The organism is Collinsella aerofaciens, assembly GCF_019131995.1.
Lineage (GTDB): Bacteria > Actinomycetota > Coriobacteriia > Coriobacteriales > Coriobacteriaceae > Collinsella > Collinsella aerofaciens_S.
Map to the genome: position 1 here is coordinate 1 of NZ_JAHONA010000007.1, position 16,147 is coordinate 16,147.

General features: G+C 60.4%; 15 protein-coding genes. 1 reads left to right on the plus strand and 14 read right to left on the minus strand.

Features of this window, described 5'->3' with window-relative positions; all coding sequences use genetic code 11:
- Positions 1-186 precede the first annotated feature (186 nt).
- From KSY82_RS03380 to KSY82_RS03405, 6 genes are all read right to left on the minus strand, one after another.
- Positions 187-1,581: a CCA tRNA nucleotidyltransferase gene (locus tag KSY82_RS03380; RefSeq protein ID WP_217750033.1), complete on the minus strand. Its 1,395-nt coding sequence runs from the start codon at positions 1,579-1,581 to the stop codon at positions 187-189.
- Between the two features lie 152 nt (positions 1,582-1,733).
- Positions 1,734-2,666: a 1-phosphofructokinase family hexose kinase gene (locus KSY82_RS03385; RefSeq protein ID WP_006233968.1), complete on the minus strand. Its 933-nt coding sequence runs from the start codon at positions 2,664-2,666 to the stop codon at positions 1,734-1,736.
- A 189-nt stretch (positions 2,667-2,855) separates the two neighbouring features.
- On the minus strand, positions 2,856-3,788 hold the full coding sequence (locus KSY82_RS03390; RefSeq protein ID WP_006233969.1) for a 1-phosphofructokinase family hexose kinase: 933 nt from the start codon (positions 3,786-3,788) through the stop codon (positions 2,856-2,858).
- 74 nt (positions 3,789-3,862) lie between these two features.
- Complete coding sequence (gene ptsP / locus KSY82_RS03395) at positions 3,863-5,566, minus strand: phosphoenolpyruvate--protein phosphotransferase (RefSeq protein ID WP_035138206.1); 1,704 nt, start codon at positions 5,564-5,566, stop codon at positions 3,863-3,865.
- A 133-nt stretch (positions 5,567-5,699) separates the two neighbouring features.
- Complete coding sequence (locus KSY82_RS03400) at positions 5,700-5,963, minus strand: HPr family phosphocarrier protein (protein WP_022094575.1); 264 nt, start codon at positions 5,961-5,963, stop codon at positions 5,700-5,702.
- Positions 5,964-6,485: 522 nt separating this feature from the next.
- A complete protein-coding gene (locus KSY82_RS03405; RefSeq protein WP_217750034.1) occupies positions 6,486-8,489 on the minus strand; it encodes a fructose-specific PTS transporter subunit EIIC in 2,004 nt (667 codons plus the stop codon).
- A gap of 272 nt (positions 8,490-8,761) precedes the next feature.
- On the opposite strand from KSY82_RS03405, the gene KSY82_RS03410 reads away from it, so the two are divergent.
- A complete protein-coding gene (locus KSY82_RS03410) occupies positions 8,762-9,619 on the plus strand; it encodes a MurR/RpiR family transcriptional regulator (protein ID WP_226790721.1) in 858 nt (285 codons plus the stop codon).
- Positions 9,620-9,678: 59 nt separating this feature from the next.
- On the opposite strand, the gene KSY82_RS03415 is transcribed toward KSY82_RS03410, so the two are convergent.
- The 8 genes from KSY82_RS03415 to KSY82_RS03450 form a co-directional block, all read right to left on the minus strand.
- Positions 9,679-11,307, minus strand: a complete 1,629-nt coding sequence (locus KSY82_RS03415) for a DNA repair protein RecN (RefSeq protein ID WP_217750035.1) — start codon at positions 11,305-11,307, stop codon at positions 9,679-9,681.
- A complete protein-coding gene (locus KSY82_RS03420; protein ID WP_217750036.1) occupies positions 11,297-12,157 on the minus strand; it encodes an NAD(+)/NADH kinase in 861 nt (286 codons plus the stop codon). Before KSY82_RS03420 ends, KSY82_RS03415 begins: the two co-directional genes overlap by 11 nt.
- Complete coding sequence (locus tag KSY82_RS03425; protein WP_217750088.1) at positions 12,154-12,957, minus strand: TlyA family RNA methyltransferase; 804 nt, start codon at positions 12,955-12,957, stop codon at positions 12,154-12,156. Before KSY82_RS03425 ends, KSY82_RS03420 begins: the two co-directional genes overlap by 4 nt.
- Before the next feature lie 8 nt (positions 12,958-12,965).
- Positions 12,966-13,232, minus strand: coding sequence for an exodeoxyribonuclease VII small subunit (locus tag KSY82_RS03430; RefSeq protein ID WP_089571754.1), 267 nt, complete (start codon positions 13,230-13,232; stop codon positions 12,966-12,968).
- A gap of 2 nt (positions 13,233-13,234) precedes the next feature.
- A complete protein-coding gene (nusB, locus tag KSY82_RS03435) occupies positions 13,235-13,822 on the minus strand; it encodes a transcription antitermination factor NusB (protein WP_217750037.1) in 588 nt (195 codons plus the stop codon).
- A 3-nt stretch (positions 13,823-13,825) separates the two neighbouring features.
- Entirely contained in the window at positions 13,826-14,188 is a 363-nt protein-coding gene (locus tag KSY82_RS03440) for an Asp23/Gls24 family envelope stress response protein (protein WP_217750038.1), read from the minus strand.
- Between the two features lie 24 nt (positions 14,189-14,212).
- On the minus strand, positions 14,213-14,776 hold the full coding sequence (gene efp / locus KSY82_RS03445) for an elongation factor P (RefSeq protein WP_117806186.1): 564 nt from the start codon (positions 14,774-14,776) through the stop codon (positions 14,213-14,215).
- Between the two features lie 159 nt (positions 14,777-14,935).
- A complete protein-coding gene (locus KSY82_RS03450) occupies positions 14,936-16,066 on the minus strand; it encodes a M24 family metallopeptidase (protein ID WP_217750039.1) in 1,131 nt (376 codons plus the stop codon).
- Positions 16,067-16,147 lie beyond the last annotated feature (81 nt).

Here is a 16,147-nt window from a genome sequence, read left to right on the forward strand (position 1 = left end):
TCGAACTGGTGATCTCCGCCTTGAGAGGGCGGCGTCCTAAACCGCTAGACGAACGAGCCACATGACATCTGCACTGCCGTGCTGCGAGGAAATATATTACGGGACAAAAAACGTCAGCGCAAGAAGAAATTCCAAATTGCCCAAATATTGTCGGCAGGTTATGGAACACGCAGGTAAACTGGGTAGCTAATTCAAGTTGAGATGGACCAAAAGAGCTTCGCGCTCGTTGGGAATATTGTCTTCGATCACGGCGTCGAGGGCGGAGTTGAGAAGCTGACCCAGTTCCGGCCCGGGCTTGACTCCGGCACGGATCAGGTCGCCGCCGTTGATGGCGAGCATCTTGAGCGTATGGGGCTCCCCTGCCTTCAGCAGCTCGTGCGCCAGCGCGCGCATCTCCTCAATCGTCTCAACGTAATAGAAGCACGATGGGGCCTTGCCAAGCGTGTCAGCACGCTTGAGGTCCATGAGCTCGTCAATCAGGCGGGCCGTGTCGACGCCCTCACCCGAAAGCGCGCGCATCATATTGAGCAGACAGGAGCGCTCGGGGCGCAGCGGCTTGTCATGGTATTTGATGAGCAGGCACACGTCGCGCACCAAGTCGTGCGAGAGCGCCAGGCGATCCATAATGACGCGCGCCTTCTTGGCGCCGAGCTCGGGATGACCGTAGAAGTGTCCGCTACCGGCATGGTCGACCGTGAAGCACTCGGGCTTGGAGACATCGTGCAAAAACGCCGCCCACATAAGGCTCGACGATGGCGCGACGCCGTCGCACAGCGCCAGCTCCCCTGCCACCGTCAGCACACGGGCGATATGCTCGTAGACGTTAAACGCATGATAGACACTTCGCTGATCAAACCCGCGACCCGCTGCCAACTCGGGCACAGCGGCGCAGATGAGCTCGGGATAGCGAAGCATCGCGTCTCCCCCATGACCGGTCGAAAGAATGCCCTCGAGCTCAATACCCACACGCTCGCGCGCCACGGCATCGAGCAGCGGCGCGCACTCGGCAAGCGCACGCTTAGTCTCGGGCTCAATCATAAAGTCCAGACGGCAGGCAAAGCGCACCGCACGCAGCATGCGCAGGGCGTCCTCGTTAAAGCGACGCTTGGGATCACCGACAGCGCGAATCAGCTTGCGCTCCAGATCACCCTGGCCGTCGTAGCGGTCGACAAGCCCGCGCTCGGGATGCCAGGCCATGGCGTTGACGGTAAAGTCGCGACGGGCCAGATCGTCCTCGAGCGAGGCGGCACGCTCGACACTCTGAGGATGGCGCCCATCGGTGTAAAAGCCATCCAGGCGGTACGTGGTGACCTCGATACGCTCGCCATCGGAAATAGCCGTGATTCCGCCAAATTTAATGCCCGACTCCACGACCGCGATATCAGCGGCCTCGAGCGCCGCCTTGGACTCCTGCCACAGGCCGCTACAGCACATATCAACATCGTGGCTGGGGCATCCCATCAGGGCGTCGCGCACCCAACCGCCCACGTACCAAGCCTCAAGACCAGCCGCCTCAAGCGCACGCAGGACACGGATGGAGGCATCGGACGGTTGCGTACCGTTGAGCGAAACATTGCACATGCCTATGGCCTCCTGCACTTGCGAGCGTTAATCGATGGTTCTCAAGAAGTCTAACAAGAAACGAGAAAGCAGACGCCACATACGTTCAGCGCACAAAAAACACCCGCCTCGGAGATCCAAAGCGGGTGTTCGGCAGCGATTTTTCGATGCGGCTAGCAGACCTGGCGAACCTCGATGTGCTTCTTGTATTCGTCCACCTTGGCAAAGTCGCCCAGGCCCGGGCACTCGACCACGTTGGCGCCGGTAGCCATCGAAAGGCGCAGGGCATCCTCGACTCGCTCGGGGGCGTCGTGCCATACGGACAGGAAGGCAGCCAGCGAGGAATCGCCGGCGCACACCGTCGACAGCAGCTTGACGTCGAAGGTGCGGTTGGCAAACCAGATATGCTCGCCGTTGGAGAAGTACGCACCGGCGCCACCAAGGGTCAGCAGCACGTTCTTGGCGCCCTTGGCGTGCAGCTCGGCCATAGCGCCCTTGACGGACTCGTCGTCGCCACCGCTCACCTTGATGCCAAAGATGTCAAGCAGCTCGTCGTCATTGGGCTTGATCAGCAGTGGCTCCAGAGCAATGAGGTCTGCCAGCTGATGGCTCGAGATGTCGAGGACGAACTCGGCCCCCTTGGCCTTGACACGGCGCAGGACCTCGGCCAAGAAGCCCTCGGAAGTGTTGGGAGGCAGCGAGCCGCTGATGACCAGGCAGGTCATGTCATCGAGCGAATCGATAAGTTCAAACATCTCCTGCTCGTTGGCCTCATTGATGGCGGCACCGGCATTGACCATGTTGTACTCGGTGTCGGGACCGGCGTTGAGGAACACATTGACGCGCGTAATACCGTCGGTCCACACGGGCTTGACGGGCACGCCCAGGGCCTCGGCGCCCTTAACGATAAACTCACCCGAGAAGCCGGCGAAGAAACCCAGGATCGTGGTGTCGACACCATAGTGGTCAAGCGTAAACGAGACGTTGAGGCCTTTGCCGTTGGGCGTGTAGACGGCATTGCGGGTACGCGTGACGGTATTGGCAGTAAGGCCGTCGCAGGCGATGTTGTAATCAATGGCGGGATTAGCAGTGAGCGTGTAAATCATGAATGTTCCTTTCACGAAGCAACGTGTTAATGAAAGTATATTCCACGCATCGGTAAAAGGCTAGGACAACTCGCTGAACGGTGTGGAAGCGATGAAGTACGGCAGGACACCTCTCCCCCATGGCGGAACAAAAAAGGCGCCCCGGCCGAAACCGGGGCGCCGCATGCGCACGAATATGTCGCGTTTCGATTACTGACGATCGAGCTTGCGGACAGCAACGCGCTTGCTGTACTCGTCGACGTGACCGAAGTCGCCGATGCCGACGGACTCGGCAACGTTGGCGCCGGTGGCCATAGCGAGCTTCATGGCCTCCTCGACGTTGTCGCGATCCCTGTACCACTTGTGCAGGAACGCAGCGAGGGTGCAGTCGCCGGCGCAGACGGAAGAGACCAGCTTGATGTTGAACTCACGCTTGGCGTACCAGATGTCCTCGCCGTTGGAGAAGTAAGCGTCGCCGCGGCTACCACGGGTGAGCAGCACGTTCTGAACGCCAGCGTCGTGAGCCATCTTCATGGCGACACGAACCTCGTCGTCGGTGTCGACCGGCACGCCGAAGATGGCCTTCATCTCGTGATGGTTCGGCTTGATGAGCAGCGGCTTCTTGTGAGCGAGCTCCTTGAGCTTGTCGGAGGACAGGTCCAGGACGACGTCAGCGCCACGAGCCTGAGCGTGCTCCATGACCTGAGCCAGGAAGTCGGGCGTAGCTTTGGGAGGCACGGAGCCGGAGACAATCAGGCACTCGAGATCGCCCGCGGTGTCCAGGATGTTGTAGAGCTCCTCCTGGTGCTGCGGCGTGATCGGGGCGCCGGGGTTCAGGATGCCGTACTCGTGCTGGCCATCGTTGACGTAGGTGTTAATGCGCGTGATACCGTCGGTCCAGACCGGGCGGCAGAGGCAACCCAGGTTCATGACCTCCTCGACGATGAACTTGCCCGTGAAGCCAGCGAAGAAGCCGAGCGCGACGGTGTCGACGCCCATCTTCTTAAAGGCGAAGGACACGTCGAGGCCCTTGCCGTTAGCCGTGTAGCTGGCCGAGCCGGTGCGGACGTTCTCGTCGGGCTCGAGCGGAGAGCTCGAAACCGTCATGTCGACAGCCGGGTTAGCGGTTAGCGTGTAGAACATTTACAGTACCCCCTGTATATGTGAGGGCCGCGTGGCCGGCCCATTCCAACCACGCGGTTACCTCTGATACCAAATTAGCGAGCTGCGGACTCGAGCAGTGCCTTGACCTCGGCTGCGGTGTTGCAGGCGAGCGCCTTCTCGGCGAGCTCGTCGCACTCGGCCTTGGTCCACTGGCTGATGGTCTTGCGGGCGCGCAGGATAGAAGGAGCGCTCATCGAGAACTCCTCCAGGCCCCAGCTGATCAGCAGCGGCTCGAGCAGCGGATCGGCAGCTGCTTCGCCGCACATACCGACCATGATGCCGGCCTTCACGCCGCTCTCGATGATGTTCTTGAGCGAGCGGAGCACGGCGGGATAGTAAACCTGGTACAGGTTGGAGATGGTGTCGTTACCACGGTCGGCGCACATGGTGTAGCCGATCAGGTCGTTGGTGCCGATGGAGAAGAAGTCGGCGACCTCGGCAAGACGGTCTGCGAGCAGCGAAGCGGCGGGCGTCTCGACCATGATGCCGACCTCGATGTTCTCGTTGAACTTGCGACCCTCTTCGGTCAGCTCGGCCTTGCACTGCTCGACGAGCTCCTTGACAGCCAAGACCTCCTCGACGCAGGTGACGAGCGGGATCATGATCTTGACGTCACCGAAGGCGCTAGCGCGCAGCAGAGCGCGGAGCTGGACCTTGTACTGGTCGGGATTGGCCAGGCAGTAACGCACGGCGCGGAAGCCCATGAAGGGGTTATCTTCCTTGACCATGTGCAGATACGGAATCTCCTTGTCGCCGCCAACATCGAGCGTGCGGATGATGACCGGAGCACCCTTGAGCGCGCTGGCGACCTTACGGTAGGCGTTGAACTGCTCCTCCTCGGAAGGAAGCTCAGCAGAGTCCATGAACAGGAACTCGGAGCGGAACAGACCGATGGCCTCGGCGTCGTGATCGAGCGCGTTGGGCACGTCATCGGGGTTACCGATGTTGCAGGCGATGATCTTCTTGATGCCATCGGCAGTCACGGACGGCTTGCCGCGGAAGGCCTCGAGGGCTGCCTTCTCGGCAGCGAAGGCCTCGGCCTTGGCGGTGTATGCGGCGAGCGTCTCCTCGTCGGGATCGGCCTCAACGATACCCTTGCCACCGTCGACGACAACGGTCATACCGTTGCGCAGCGCGGTGCAGCTATTGGAAACCGAAAGGACAGCCGGGATCTCGAGGGCGCGCGCAATAATCGCGGAGTGCGACGTGCGGCCACCGGTCTCGGTGACGATACCGGCAACGTGGGCCTTATCGATCGTGGCGGTCATGGACGGCGTAAGGTCGTGAACGACAACGACAGTATTCTCGGGCAGGACGGAGAGGTCGACGACCTCCTTGCCCAGCAGCTCGGCCAGAATACCGGTGCGGATGTCGGCGATGTCGGCCGCGCGCAGACGAAACATCTCGTCGTCCATAGACAGGAACATGTTCTCGAACATGGTCGAAGTGTCCATGAGCGCCTGCTCGGCGCAGGTACCGCCGTCAATGGCGGCGTTGATGGCGTCGGTCATGCCCGGGTCCTGAGCCAGGACAATGTGTCCGCTCATGATCTCGGCCTCGGCCTCACCCACCGTCTCCTTCATGTGGTCGGCCTGAGCCTGGGTCTTCTCGCAGAAGACCGAAAGAGCGGACTGATAGCGCTCCTTCTCTGCTGCCGAATCAGCAACCTCGTGCGGCTCAAACGTCAAGTCGGGATCGACGGCGACCATGACGGTGCCGATACCGATGCCCTCGGAAGCGTTGACTCCCTGATACATTCCCATTCCTCTCTCCGTGTCATGTGATAAAGCGTTTTGCCATATCCATGACAAAAGAGCGCAGCTACCTTACAACAGGTCACTGCGCCCCCAAATATGAACTTAGTTGTTCAACATGCGACCCGTTTGAGTTCTACTCGCCAAGACCGCTCTTGATGAGCTCGATGGCAGCAGCCAGAGCCTCGGCCTCGTCAGCGCCGTCGCACTTGACCTCGACCTCGGTACCGCAGGGGATACCAGCAGCCATGAGGGCCATCGGGGACTTGCCGTTGACCTCCTTCTCGGGGGTGACGACCGTCACGTCACAGGCGTACTTGCCCATGGTGGAGGCGAACAGACCAGCCGGACGCATGTGCAGACCCTGAGGATTAACGAGGGTAGCCTTCTCAGAAACCATAATTGACTCCTTTTTGTGTTTAACCCCTGTCATGCATGTGGCAGGAGTCAGATTCACGACGTTGTTTATATTAACTCACATCAAACGGTTTTTCATTGTGTTTCAGACGAATTATTGGACAGATGTGTTTGTCGTCCGCTTGCTCGCCGGGCGGGGCGATTAAGTTTGCTGCTCTACAGTCCTGCGCAAGACGGAAAGCACATTAAGTGCTTTCCTTTGCGTGCGGAACTCGCGACAAACTTAATCGCCCCGCCCGGCGAGCAAGCTGCGGAAAATCGGTCGGTCCAGAGTTATGTCGGCTGAAAGGAATTCTGGCTGATGAACTGTTCGCGATAAAGACTCGATAGGTAGCCCCCTCTATACCCTTTTATAAGTTGCGGTGAAATAGGGGCTGAATTTGGGGTTGAATCGTTTAAACAGTCCCTATTTCACCGCAACTTATTTGGGGATGAAAAAGACGGAGACCCTGGGGAGGGACTCCGCCTTATATACAGGGTGCGATGTTATTCGCGTAACGTGGAATTAGACCAGGCGGGCGTTGATCGTCTTGGCGATCTCGGCGGCGTCGGTGGAACCCTTGACGGTGGCACGGAAGTCCTCGTCCATAAGCGCCTCGGCGACCTTGGACAGGATCTTGAGGTGCGTGGTTCCAGCCTGAGCGCCCGGGATGAGCAGGGCGATGGCAACGTTGACGGGAGCGCCGTCCATGGTGTCCCAACCGGTCACGCCAGAGTCGTCCTTGACGACGATGACAGCGGCCTCGGTGATGGCGTCGGACTTGGCATGCGGAATGGCGAAGCCCTCCATCATGCCCGTGGTGCCCTCGGCCTCGCGGGCCAGGAAGGCGTTCATCACGGCGCCGGCATCGCCGGCGATACCGGCCTTAACGGCCTGGTTGGAGACAAAGCTCAGAGCCTCGTCACGAGAAGCGAAGTCCTCGGCGACAAAGACGTTCTCGACCTTCACGAAGTCAGCAGCCTCGGCCTTGGGGGCCTCGACGGCAGCGGCCTTGGGGGCCTCAACCGGCTTGGTTGCAGGAGCGGCCTTCTGGTTCTTCTCAAAGTCGTACTTCTTAAAGGCCACGAACAGGATGCCACCGACCACAGCGCCGATGAGGATCGCGAGGACCCACTGCGGGCCGTTCTCGACAACGGGCAGGACCAGGAAGCCACCGTGAGGCGCCGGATCGTGAACGTTGAAGAAGATGGTCAAGATAGAAGCGATGGAAGAACCGAGCATCATGATGGGCATGACGGGCCAGATGTTCTTGGTCATGAACGGAATGGCGCCCTCGGTGATGTGGGTGCAACCAAGGATGAGGTTGACGATACCGGCGTCATGATCCTCCTGGCTGAAGTACTTCTTGCCGACAACGACGGCGAAGGTGGTGATCAGCGGCGGAACGATGCAAGCGGCGGAGACGGCAGCCATGAAGTTGGTGCCGAAGTTGTAGGTCTCGGTGCCGACGCCAGCTTCGAGAGCGGTACCGAGCAGGAAGGTGCCAGTAGCGTAAGCAGCCTTGTTGACCGGGCCGCCCATATCAAAGGCGCACATGCAGCCGATGGCCAGGCCAAGGATCACCGGACCGGAGTTACCGAGGCTCTGCAGGAAATCCATCATGCCCTGGTTAATGGCAGCCATGGGGCCGGAAATACCGAGCATGACCAGGCCGACGATGGCGGTAGAGCACAGCGGATACAGGAAGATTGCCTTCAGGCCATTAAGGCTCGCGGGAATTTTAGAGAAAGCCTTCTCGAGCAGCAGGATGACATAGCCAGCGAGGAAGCCGCCGACGATGCCGCCCAGGAAGCCGAAGCCCACACCCGAGCCTCCAGCGTCGATCATGCCGGTATCGGCGTTGATGGGAAGACCCTGGATGGCAATCATACCGGCAACAAAGCCGGGGACGAGCGCCGGGCGCTTGCCGATAGACTCGGCGATGTAGGCGGAGAGCACCGGAACCATGAGGTTCATGGCGATACCGCCGATAATCTTGAGCATCGCGGCAAAGCTGTTGTAGTCGGCAGCCGTCGAATCAAAGGACGTGATGCCCCACAGGAACGAAATGGCGGTCAGAACACCACCGGCAACGACGAAGACCAGCATGTGGCTGACGCCGTTCATGAGGTGCTTGTAGATGACGTGACCGATGGACTCCTTCTCCTCGACCTCGTCCTCGACATCGGCGGCAGCGGCAACCGTGTCGTCGCCCTTGGCGGCGAGCGCGCGGTCGATCAGCTTACCAGCAGCCTCGACAGACAGGGCCTTGGAAACACCAACGGAAACCATGGGCTTACCGGCGAAACGCTCAGCCTGGACATCCTTATCGGCTGCGACGACGACGGCCTTGGCACCGGCGATCTCGCTCTTGGTGAGCTCGTTCTCGACACCGACCTGGCCATGTGTCTCGACCTTAATGGTCAGACCACGCTCGGCAGCTGCCTTCTCCAGCGCCTCCTTCGCCATGAAGGTGTGCGCAATGCCGGTCGGGCAACCGGTCGCGGCGATGATGTCAAACTTAGCCATGTGTCCCTCCTTCTTGAGTACAGCGCCCGCGGGCGCTCCCCTACACGCGCGTCCTTGCGCGCTTTTCCACAACTGAAAGATACCAACCTACCGTCCGCGTGAGAAGAGACAAGGCGCAATTCTCCGGTGAAAGGTTCTTTCATAACCGTAAACGGTAAGTGAAAGTTTACCATCAACACTTGAAACGGCAAGGTGTATCTTGTAATTGAAAATCCCCCTATACTATGACATTACAAAACGAGTCCGATTTTCATGCCAACCAGGAGCCATCCATGACCGATAGTAGCAAGAGCGCACTTTCCCTCATTAGTACCCATCAGGGATACAGCGAGTCCGAGCAGCGCATTGTCGACTATATATTGGAGCACCAGTCCGAGGCGCCACGCCTCACGGCGGCTCAGCTCTCGCGCGCCGCCGCCACGTCCGAGGCGACCGTTTCGCGCTTCTGCCGCAAGCTTGGCTTTGGCAGCTTCCGCAGCTTTCAGTTTTCGTTGGCGCGCGACTTGGAGAGTCAGCGCAACGAGGGCCTGACCGACGAGGTATCGCTCGACAACATGGAGCAGAGCCTTAAGAACATCCTGGCTGCCAAGGTGAGCGAGCTTAATGCGACCATCGACGGGATCGACCACGATACGCTGGCGGCTGTTGTGCATGCCCTTAAGCATGCAGGGGTTATTGAGTTTGCAGCTGTGGGCAATACGAACGCGGTCGCGCTCGATGCGACGTTTAAGTTTTCGCAGCTGGGCCTGCGCTGCATGGCGAGCACCATTAGCGAGACATCAATCGGCTTTGCGCTCACGTTGCGCCCGGGTGACGTCATCGTGCTAATCTCAAACTCCGGCAAATCGCGCCGACTGAATCGCATGGCAAAAGCGGCTCGCAACTGCGGCGCAACCGTAGTCGTCATCAGCAGCGACAGCAAATCCCCGCTCGCGCGTCTGGCAGACTACACTTTTAATACCGTCAACCACGAAGCGCTGCTGACGACAGGCGACTTTGCGTTCTCTAAGATCAGTGCCACGATGATCATCGAAGTCATCTACAACTTCCTGCTGCCCGAGATTGAAGACGCTCGCGAACATATCAGCTACTACGAGGAGCTCATCCAGCCGGATAAGGTCGTTGAGTAAAACGCGTAGTGGGACAAAAATTTCAGTCTATTTTGTCCCATCAACACCGCTGATACGACCTAACCTCGAGCTTCTTTGAGCATCTGCTTTGCGTGGGCCAAGCTTGCCTCCGATTGATCGCCGCTCAACATGCGGGCGATCTCGGCGGTACGCGCTTCGCCGGTTACCTCGTCCAAATGCGTCCGGGGAACATCGCCCGGTTCCTTGCTGACAACATAATGCTTGTCAGCCATGACGGCGACCTGCGCCAAGTGGGTTACGACAATCACCTGATGCGTAGCGGCGAGATTTGCCAGCACGCCCGCGAGCGCACGCGCCGTAGAGCCGCCGACACCAGCATCGACCTCGTCGAACACCAGTGTATCCACGCCATCCGCGTTGCCGAGGACAACCTTGCTCGCCAGCATAACGCGGCTGAGCTCGCCACCCGACGCAATACGGCGCAGGGGACGCGGCGTCAATCCAGCGCCGCTGCGATACAAAAGCTCATAGCTCGAAGGGCCAGCAAGCGTCCACTCGGCGCGGGGAAGATCACGCGACTCCCAGACGAGTTCGGCGCCCCCCATTTCCAGACGCGCCATTTGGCGGCCAACCTCATGACAAAAACGCGGGGCCGCCGTATTGCGTGCACGTTTAAGCGCCTTGGCGGCGGCGAACAGTTCATGCTCCGCTGCGCCAAGCGCTTCACGCGCCTTCTTGATCTGCCCATCACCATCGTCTACCAGCGACAACAGCTCTTGTGAGCGATCGCGCATGGCAAACACGTCATCCATGGTAGGACCCCACTGACGCAGTAGGCCCTTGAGGTCTGAATATCGCTCGCGCATGCGAGCGAGCTCGCGAGGGTCAAACGCAACGCCATCGCGATAAGCACGCAGCTCGTTGGCACAATCCTCAAGTGAGATGCAGGCATCCGAAAGTGCATCGGCGATGTCACCGAGCTTGCGGTCAACGGTCGCCATGCGTGAAAGCTCGGCAACGGCGCCATTCACGGCATCGAGCGCTCCCCCTTCGGCAGCAAGCGATGCATGGGCCTCGTTGGCCGTCGCAACCAAGACCTCGGCGTGCTCCGAGCGCGGCAGCAGCTCCTCGAGCTCCTCGTACTCGCCTGGCTTGGGGTCGACCTCGGTGATACGCTCAAGAGCAAAACGCGCTTCCTCGACGCGACTTCCCTGCGCGCGTGAGGCTTCCTCCACACGGCGAAGCTCCTTGGCGGCGGCACGCGAAGCCTTAAAGCAGGTGCGATACTTCTCGAGCGCCTCAAGCGCCGCGCGCCCAGCCCAAGCATCGACCATGGCAACATGGTGCGCCGGGTCGAGCAGACGCTGATGTTCATGCTGGCCGCATAGATCCATCATCACGCCAACGCGCTCCGAAAGCTCGCGCACGCTGGCGATGCGGCCGTCAATTTTTACGCGGCTGCGGCCCTCGGCAGAAAGGCTGCGCTGTACGGTAAAACCCTCCGTGTCGTGCGGGCCGTCAAACAGGCGCGCCTCGACGCTGGCAAGCGCCTCGCCCTCGCGAACCGTCGACGAATCCGCGCGCTCGCCCAAAATGAGCTTGAGCGCCGAGAGCAGCGCGGTCTTGCCAGCACCGGTCTCGCCGGTCAGGACGGTCAAGCCGGTACTCGGAACCAACGTCGCCTCGCGAATGAGCGCGATGTTGGAAACCTGCAGCTCATCGATCATGGCGCACTCCATAGAACACGCGGCTCACCGAGTTATAGAAGCTCTCGGGGCCGTAATCCAGCAGCAGCACATCGCCGGGACCGCGACGAACAGCCACGCTCTCGACCGTGCCATCGCAGGTAATAAACTGTCCGTCGATAGCGATGGCAGGCACGCTCGGGCGATCATCGGACATAAAGATTTCGACGACATCACTCGGCGAGGTCAAGAAGGCGCGAGCCTGAATGGTATGCGGAGCAATCGGCACGCAAACCATGCCCGTGTAATCAGGGCTGACGATAGGGCCGCCGGCGGAGAGCGCATAGCCCGTAGAGCCGGTCGCCGTCGACACGACGACACCGTCACCGCGCAGGCGATCGATATGATGGCCGGACACCGTGATGTCAAACTCGACCATATCGGACAGGGGCCCACGCGTGAGCGCCATATCGTTGAGGGCGAACGAACGCACGACATCCTTCGTGCCGTCATCGCGCACCGAGACGATATCCGCGGCGATGGTGGCGCGGCGGCTCACGTGGAGCTCACCGGACAGGGCATCGCTCACAACCTGCAAAATATCGCGTTCCTCGGGACTGGCCGCCGTCAAAAAGCCCAGGTGGCCATAGGAAAGACCCAAAATGGGAATCTCGCGGTAGTTGAGAATACGAGCGGCGCGCAGCAGTGTGCCGTCGCCGCCGAGCGTGATGACCAAGTCGGCATCGTCAACATCGGGCGTGCTCTGGATCTTGGAGCGCTGGTCGGCAGCCCATGCAACCTCGTAGCCCTGGCGCGTCAGCCAGAGCTCGAGCATCAGGCCGCTCTCGACCGCCTCTTGCTTGTAGTAATTGGGAACCAGAAAGACCTTCATAGCGTTGCCGCTTTCTCGCTCAAAGCCGATACCTGGGATTGCAACTCATCTTCGGCGCGCTCGCCGGGGGCAAACCTCGTGCCGTACAGGAAAAACTCAACGTTGCCCTTAGCGCCATGGATTGGCGACACGCACACATCGAGCGGGAACAGGCCCTTGGCGGCAAAGAGCTCAATCGCCGCCACGAGTGTATCGCGGCGGACGGCAGGGTCGGTCACGATACCGCCCTCGCCCACCAGCGCAGCCGGCGCCTCAAACTGCGGCTTTACGAGCGTGCAAAACGAACCCGAAGGCTTCAGGCACGCCAGCACGGCGTCGATGATATTCGCGATACTCGTAAACGACACATCGCACACAGCCAGGTCAATAGCAGCGCCGTAGCCGAGCTCGGGCAACTGCGTCACATTCGTGCGCTCGTGGAGCGTCACGCGATCGTCTTGGCGCAGCGACCAATCAAACTGGGCACGGCCCACGTCGACCGAGACAACGGTCGCGGCGCCGCGCTTGAGCAGGCAATCAGTAAAGCCGCCCGTGGAGCATCCCACATCGAGGCAAGCAAGGTCCGTCGGATCGATCCCAAACGCATCGAGCGCGCCCTCGAGCTTAAGGCCGCCGCGCCCAACATACGGGATGCGCCCCTTAACGTGCAGTGGCAGGCCCGGCGTCACCTTGAGCCCCGGAGAGGTCAAACGCTCACCGCCACTCGAAACCAAGCCGGCCATAAGAGTGCGAAGGGCATCCGCGCGATCGGCGCAGATGCCCTGTGAAATCAGTTCGTCATCGAGACGCACGCGTTTCATGAATGCCATCAACCATTCGTATCCGGAGATGCAGCCTGTCTATCTTGGGACTCGTTTGCCGCATCCTCATCGTATTCCTGCTCGAGCTTGTCGGCCTCACGCGGCGTCAGCTCAAACTTGTCGACCATATCGACCGCTCGGGAGCCCAGCTCAATCGCCTCGTCAAACAAATCGAGCGAACGCTCCAAGGACGTATCCTTGGAGCGAACGGTGGCGATGATCTGGTCCAGGCGATCCGAGATCTCATCGAAGTTGCGGACGGAACCCTCTGGCATGGCTACTCCTCGACGGAGTCGGCCTCGACGGCCCCAGCAGCGTCCGCATCCTCGTCAAGTACACCGGCGGCAGCCTGAGCAGCAGCGACCTTGGCGGCTGCCTCGGCAGCCTGTGCCTCCTCGCGAGCGCGATCCTCGGCCAGCAGCTCCTGGTACAGGTCCTCGCCCGGCAGCTCCTCGCTGCGAGCGATCTTGCCCAGCACGCCGTTGACAAACGATGCGGACTGGTCGGTACCATAGGCCTTAGCGATCTCGACGGCCTCGTTGATGACGATGGCGTCCGAGACCTCCTCGTCGGTGAGGAAGCGCATCTCGTAGACGGCGATACGCAGCAGGTTGCGGTCGGCACCGGGCATGCGCATAAGATCCCAGTTCTTGGCGACGGCGCGCAGGGCACAATCGATGCGATCAATGTGCTCGTAGGCACCGCGGCAAAGCTCCAGCGCATAGGGGTCGAGGGGACCCTTCGAGATCAGGAAATCGCCCTCGAGGACGCGCTCGAGCGGGCTGTCCGTGGCTTCGGCCTGGAACAGCAGCTGCAGCGCCTGACTGCGGGCAAGCGTGCGCCCGCGATAAACCTTAAGGCTCAAAGGTTACTCCTTGGGGAAAACGAGGCCGTCGATGCAAACGTCAACGCGCTCGACCTCGACGCCCACCTGGGCATCGATGGCGGCGACCATGGCGGCGCGAACGGCCTCGGCGAGCTTCTTGAACGGATAGCCAAAGAACACCACGACACGCACGGTGAGTGCGAGCTTGTCGCCGACGACCTCGGCCTCGACCGCCGGCTCGGAAGCCGGGGCCTTGGACGAGAGCATCATGGAGACAAGGTTGGTGGCAAGGTCCTTGACGCCAACGGAGGCGATGCCCTCGACATCCGACACGGCGCGCGAGACGATGGCGGTCAGAACATCGGGCGAAATGCCGATGCCGTCAATCTTGATTTCCTGGGGCATGAGTCCTCCTAGAAGAGTTGGTTGCTAGACGCGGGAGACGAACTTGCCGTCGCGGGTGTCAACCTTGATGACCTCGCCCTCGTTGAGGTACATGGGGACCTGGATGACAGCGCCGGTGTCGATCGTGGCCGGCTTGGTGGAACCCTGGACGGTGTCGCCCTTAAAGCCCGGGTCGGTCTGGACGATGGTGGTCTCGATGAACATCGGCGGGGTCACGCCCATGAGCTCGTCGTCGGCAAAGAGCAGCTGGCAAATGTCGTTCTCGCGCAGCCACTTGGAGTTCTCGCCCACCATATCCTCGGGAACGGGAACCTGCTCATAGGTCTCATTGTCCATGAAGATGTAGTCGGCGCCATCGTTGTAGAGGTACTGGAACTCACGGGTGGTGAGCATGACGCTCTCGAACTTGGTGCCGGCGTTGCAGGTGTTCTCGACGACGCGGCCGCTCTTGATGTCGCGGGTCTTGTAGCGCACGAACGCGCCGCCCTTGCCCGGCTTGACATGCTGGAACTCGACGATGGTGTAGACCTTGTCCTTAATGCGGAGACCGAGGCCGTTCTTGAAGTCGGCGGTAGAAATGGTAGGCATAGCGACCTTTCTTGTTATGGACAGAACGCACAAGCGTCCAAATTACATACGACCAAAATTATACACTTGCAGAGCTCGCCTGCAGCGAGCGCATAAAAAGAGAACGCGGGGCGTCCGAATCATTTCGAACGCCCCGCACCAAACTATCTACAAAGTAGACTAGCAATCGATGACGTGCAGGTCGTGCGGGGTCTTGGTGAAGGGCTCGTAGCCGTTCTCGGTGACCACGCCGTAGTCCTCCAGGCGCACGCCGCCCACACCGGGCAGGTACACGCCGGGCTCCATGGTGACAACCGAGCCAACCTCGATGATATTCTTGCTGCGGTTGAAGTTGGGCAGCTCATGGATGTCGATACCGACGCCGTGGCCCAGGCCATGGTTGTAGTAATCGCCATAGCCGGCATCGCCGATGATCTTCTTGGAAAGCTTGAAAATGTCGTTGCCCTCGACGCCCGGATGGATAGCAGCGACACACTCCTCGTGGGTGCGGCGTACGAGCGCGTACAGGTCGAGCTGCTCCTGGGTAGGCTCGCCCATCACGACGGTGCGCGTCATGTCGGAACGATAATCGCAGTAGCCCGCGCCGTAATCCATGAGGACGAAGTCGCCCTTCTCGATCACGCGGTCACTCGGGACGGCATGCGGGTTGGCGGTGTTGGGACCACTTGCCACAATAGAGCCAAAGGCCAGGCTGTCGGCGCCGTTGGCGAACATAAAGTTCTCGAGCTCGTTGCGAACCTGCTTCTCGGTCATACCGGGCTTAATAAAGCCGAGCATGTGCTGGAAGGCGGCGTCGGTAATCGACTGCGCATGGCGCATGAGCTCGATCTCCTCAGCATCCTTGATGGCGCGCATCTTGCGGATGTCGTCGTGCATCAGCGGCAGCATACAGGCGACGGAGCGGTCCTCCAGGCCGCGCAGAATACCCTGGTAGAAGTTGATCTGCATGTCGTCCTCGACAGCGCAGACACGGCACTTGTTGGCCGCGATCTTGCCGGCGACCCAACCGGGGATGGTGCCCTCGTCCATGTCGTAGACCCAGGGGCTGCCGGCGGGCGTGTTCTCCTCAAAGCTGTTGAGGTAGCGCGAGTCGGTATGAAACAGGCAATGGTCAGCCGTAATAAACGCCGCGTGCGGGAACTCGAAGGTGTAGTCGAAGACGCCCTTCACGCCCGTGAGCCAACGAAGATTGGCCTCGTCGCGTACCACGATAGCGTCGTAGCCGCGCTCGACCATCAGGGCACGGACACGTTCGATACGACCGGCAGGACCGGCAGCAAACTCAGACATGCAGATTCCTTTCTTATTGTCTCCATAAAGACGGGACGGGCCTCGATCGGAAGATGGATTCGCATGCGATCCGCAACCGAT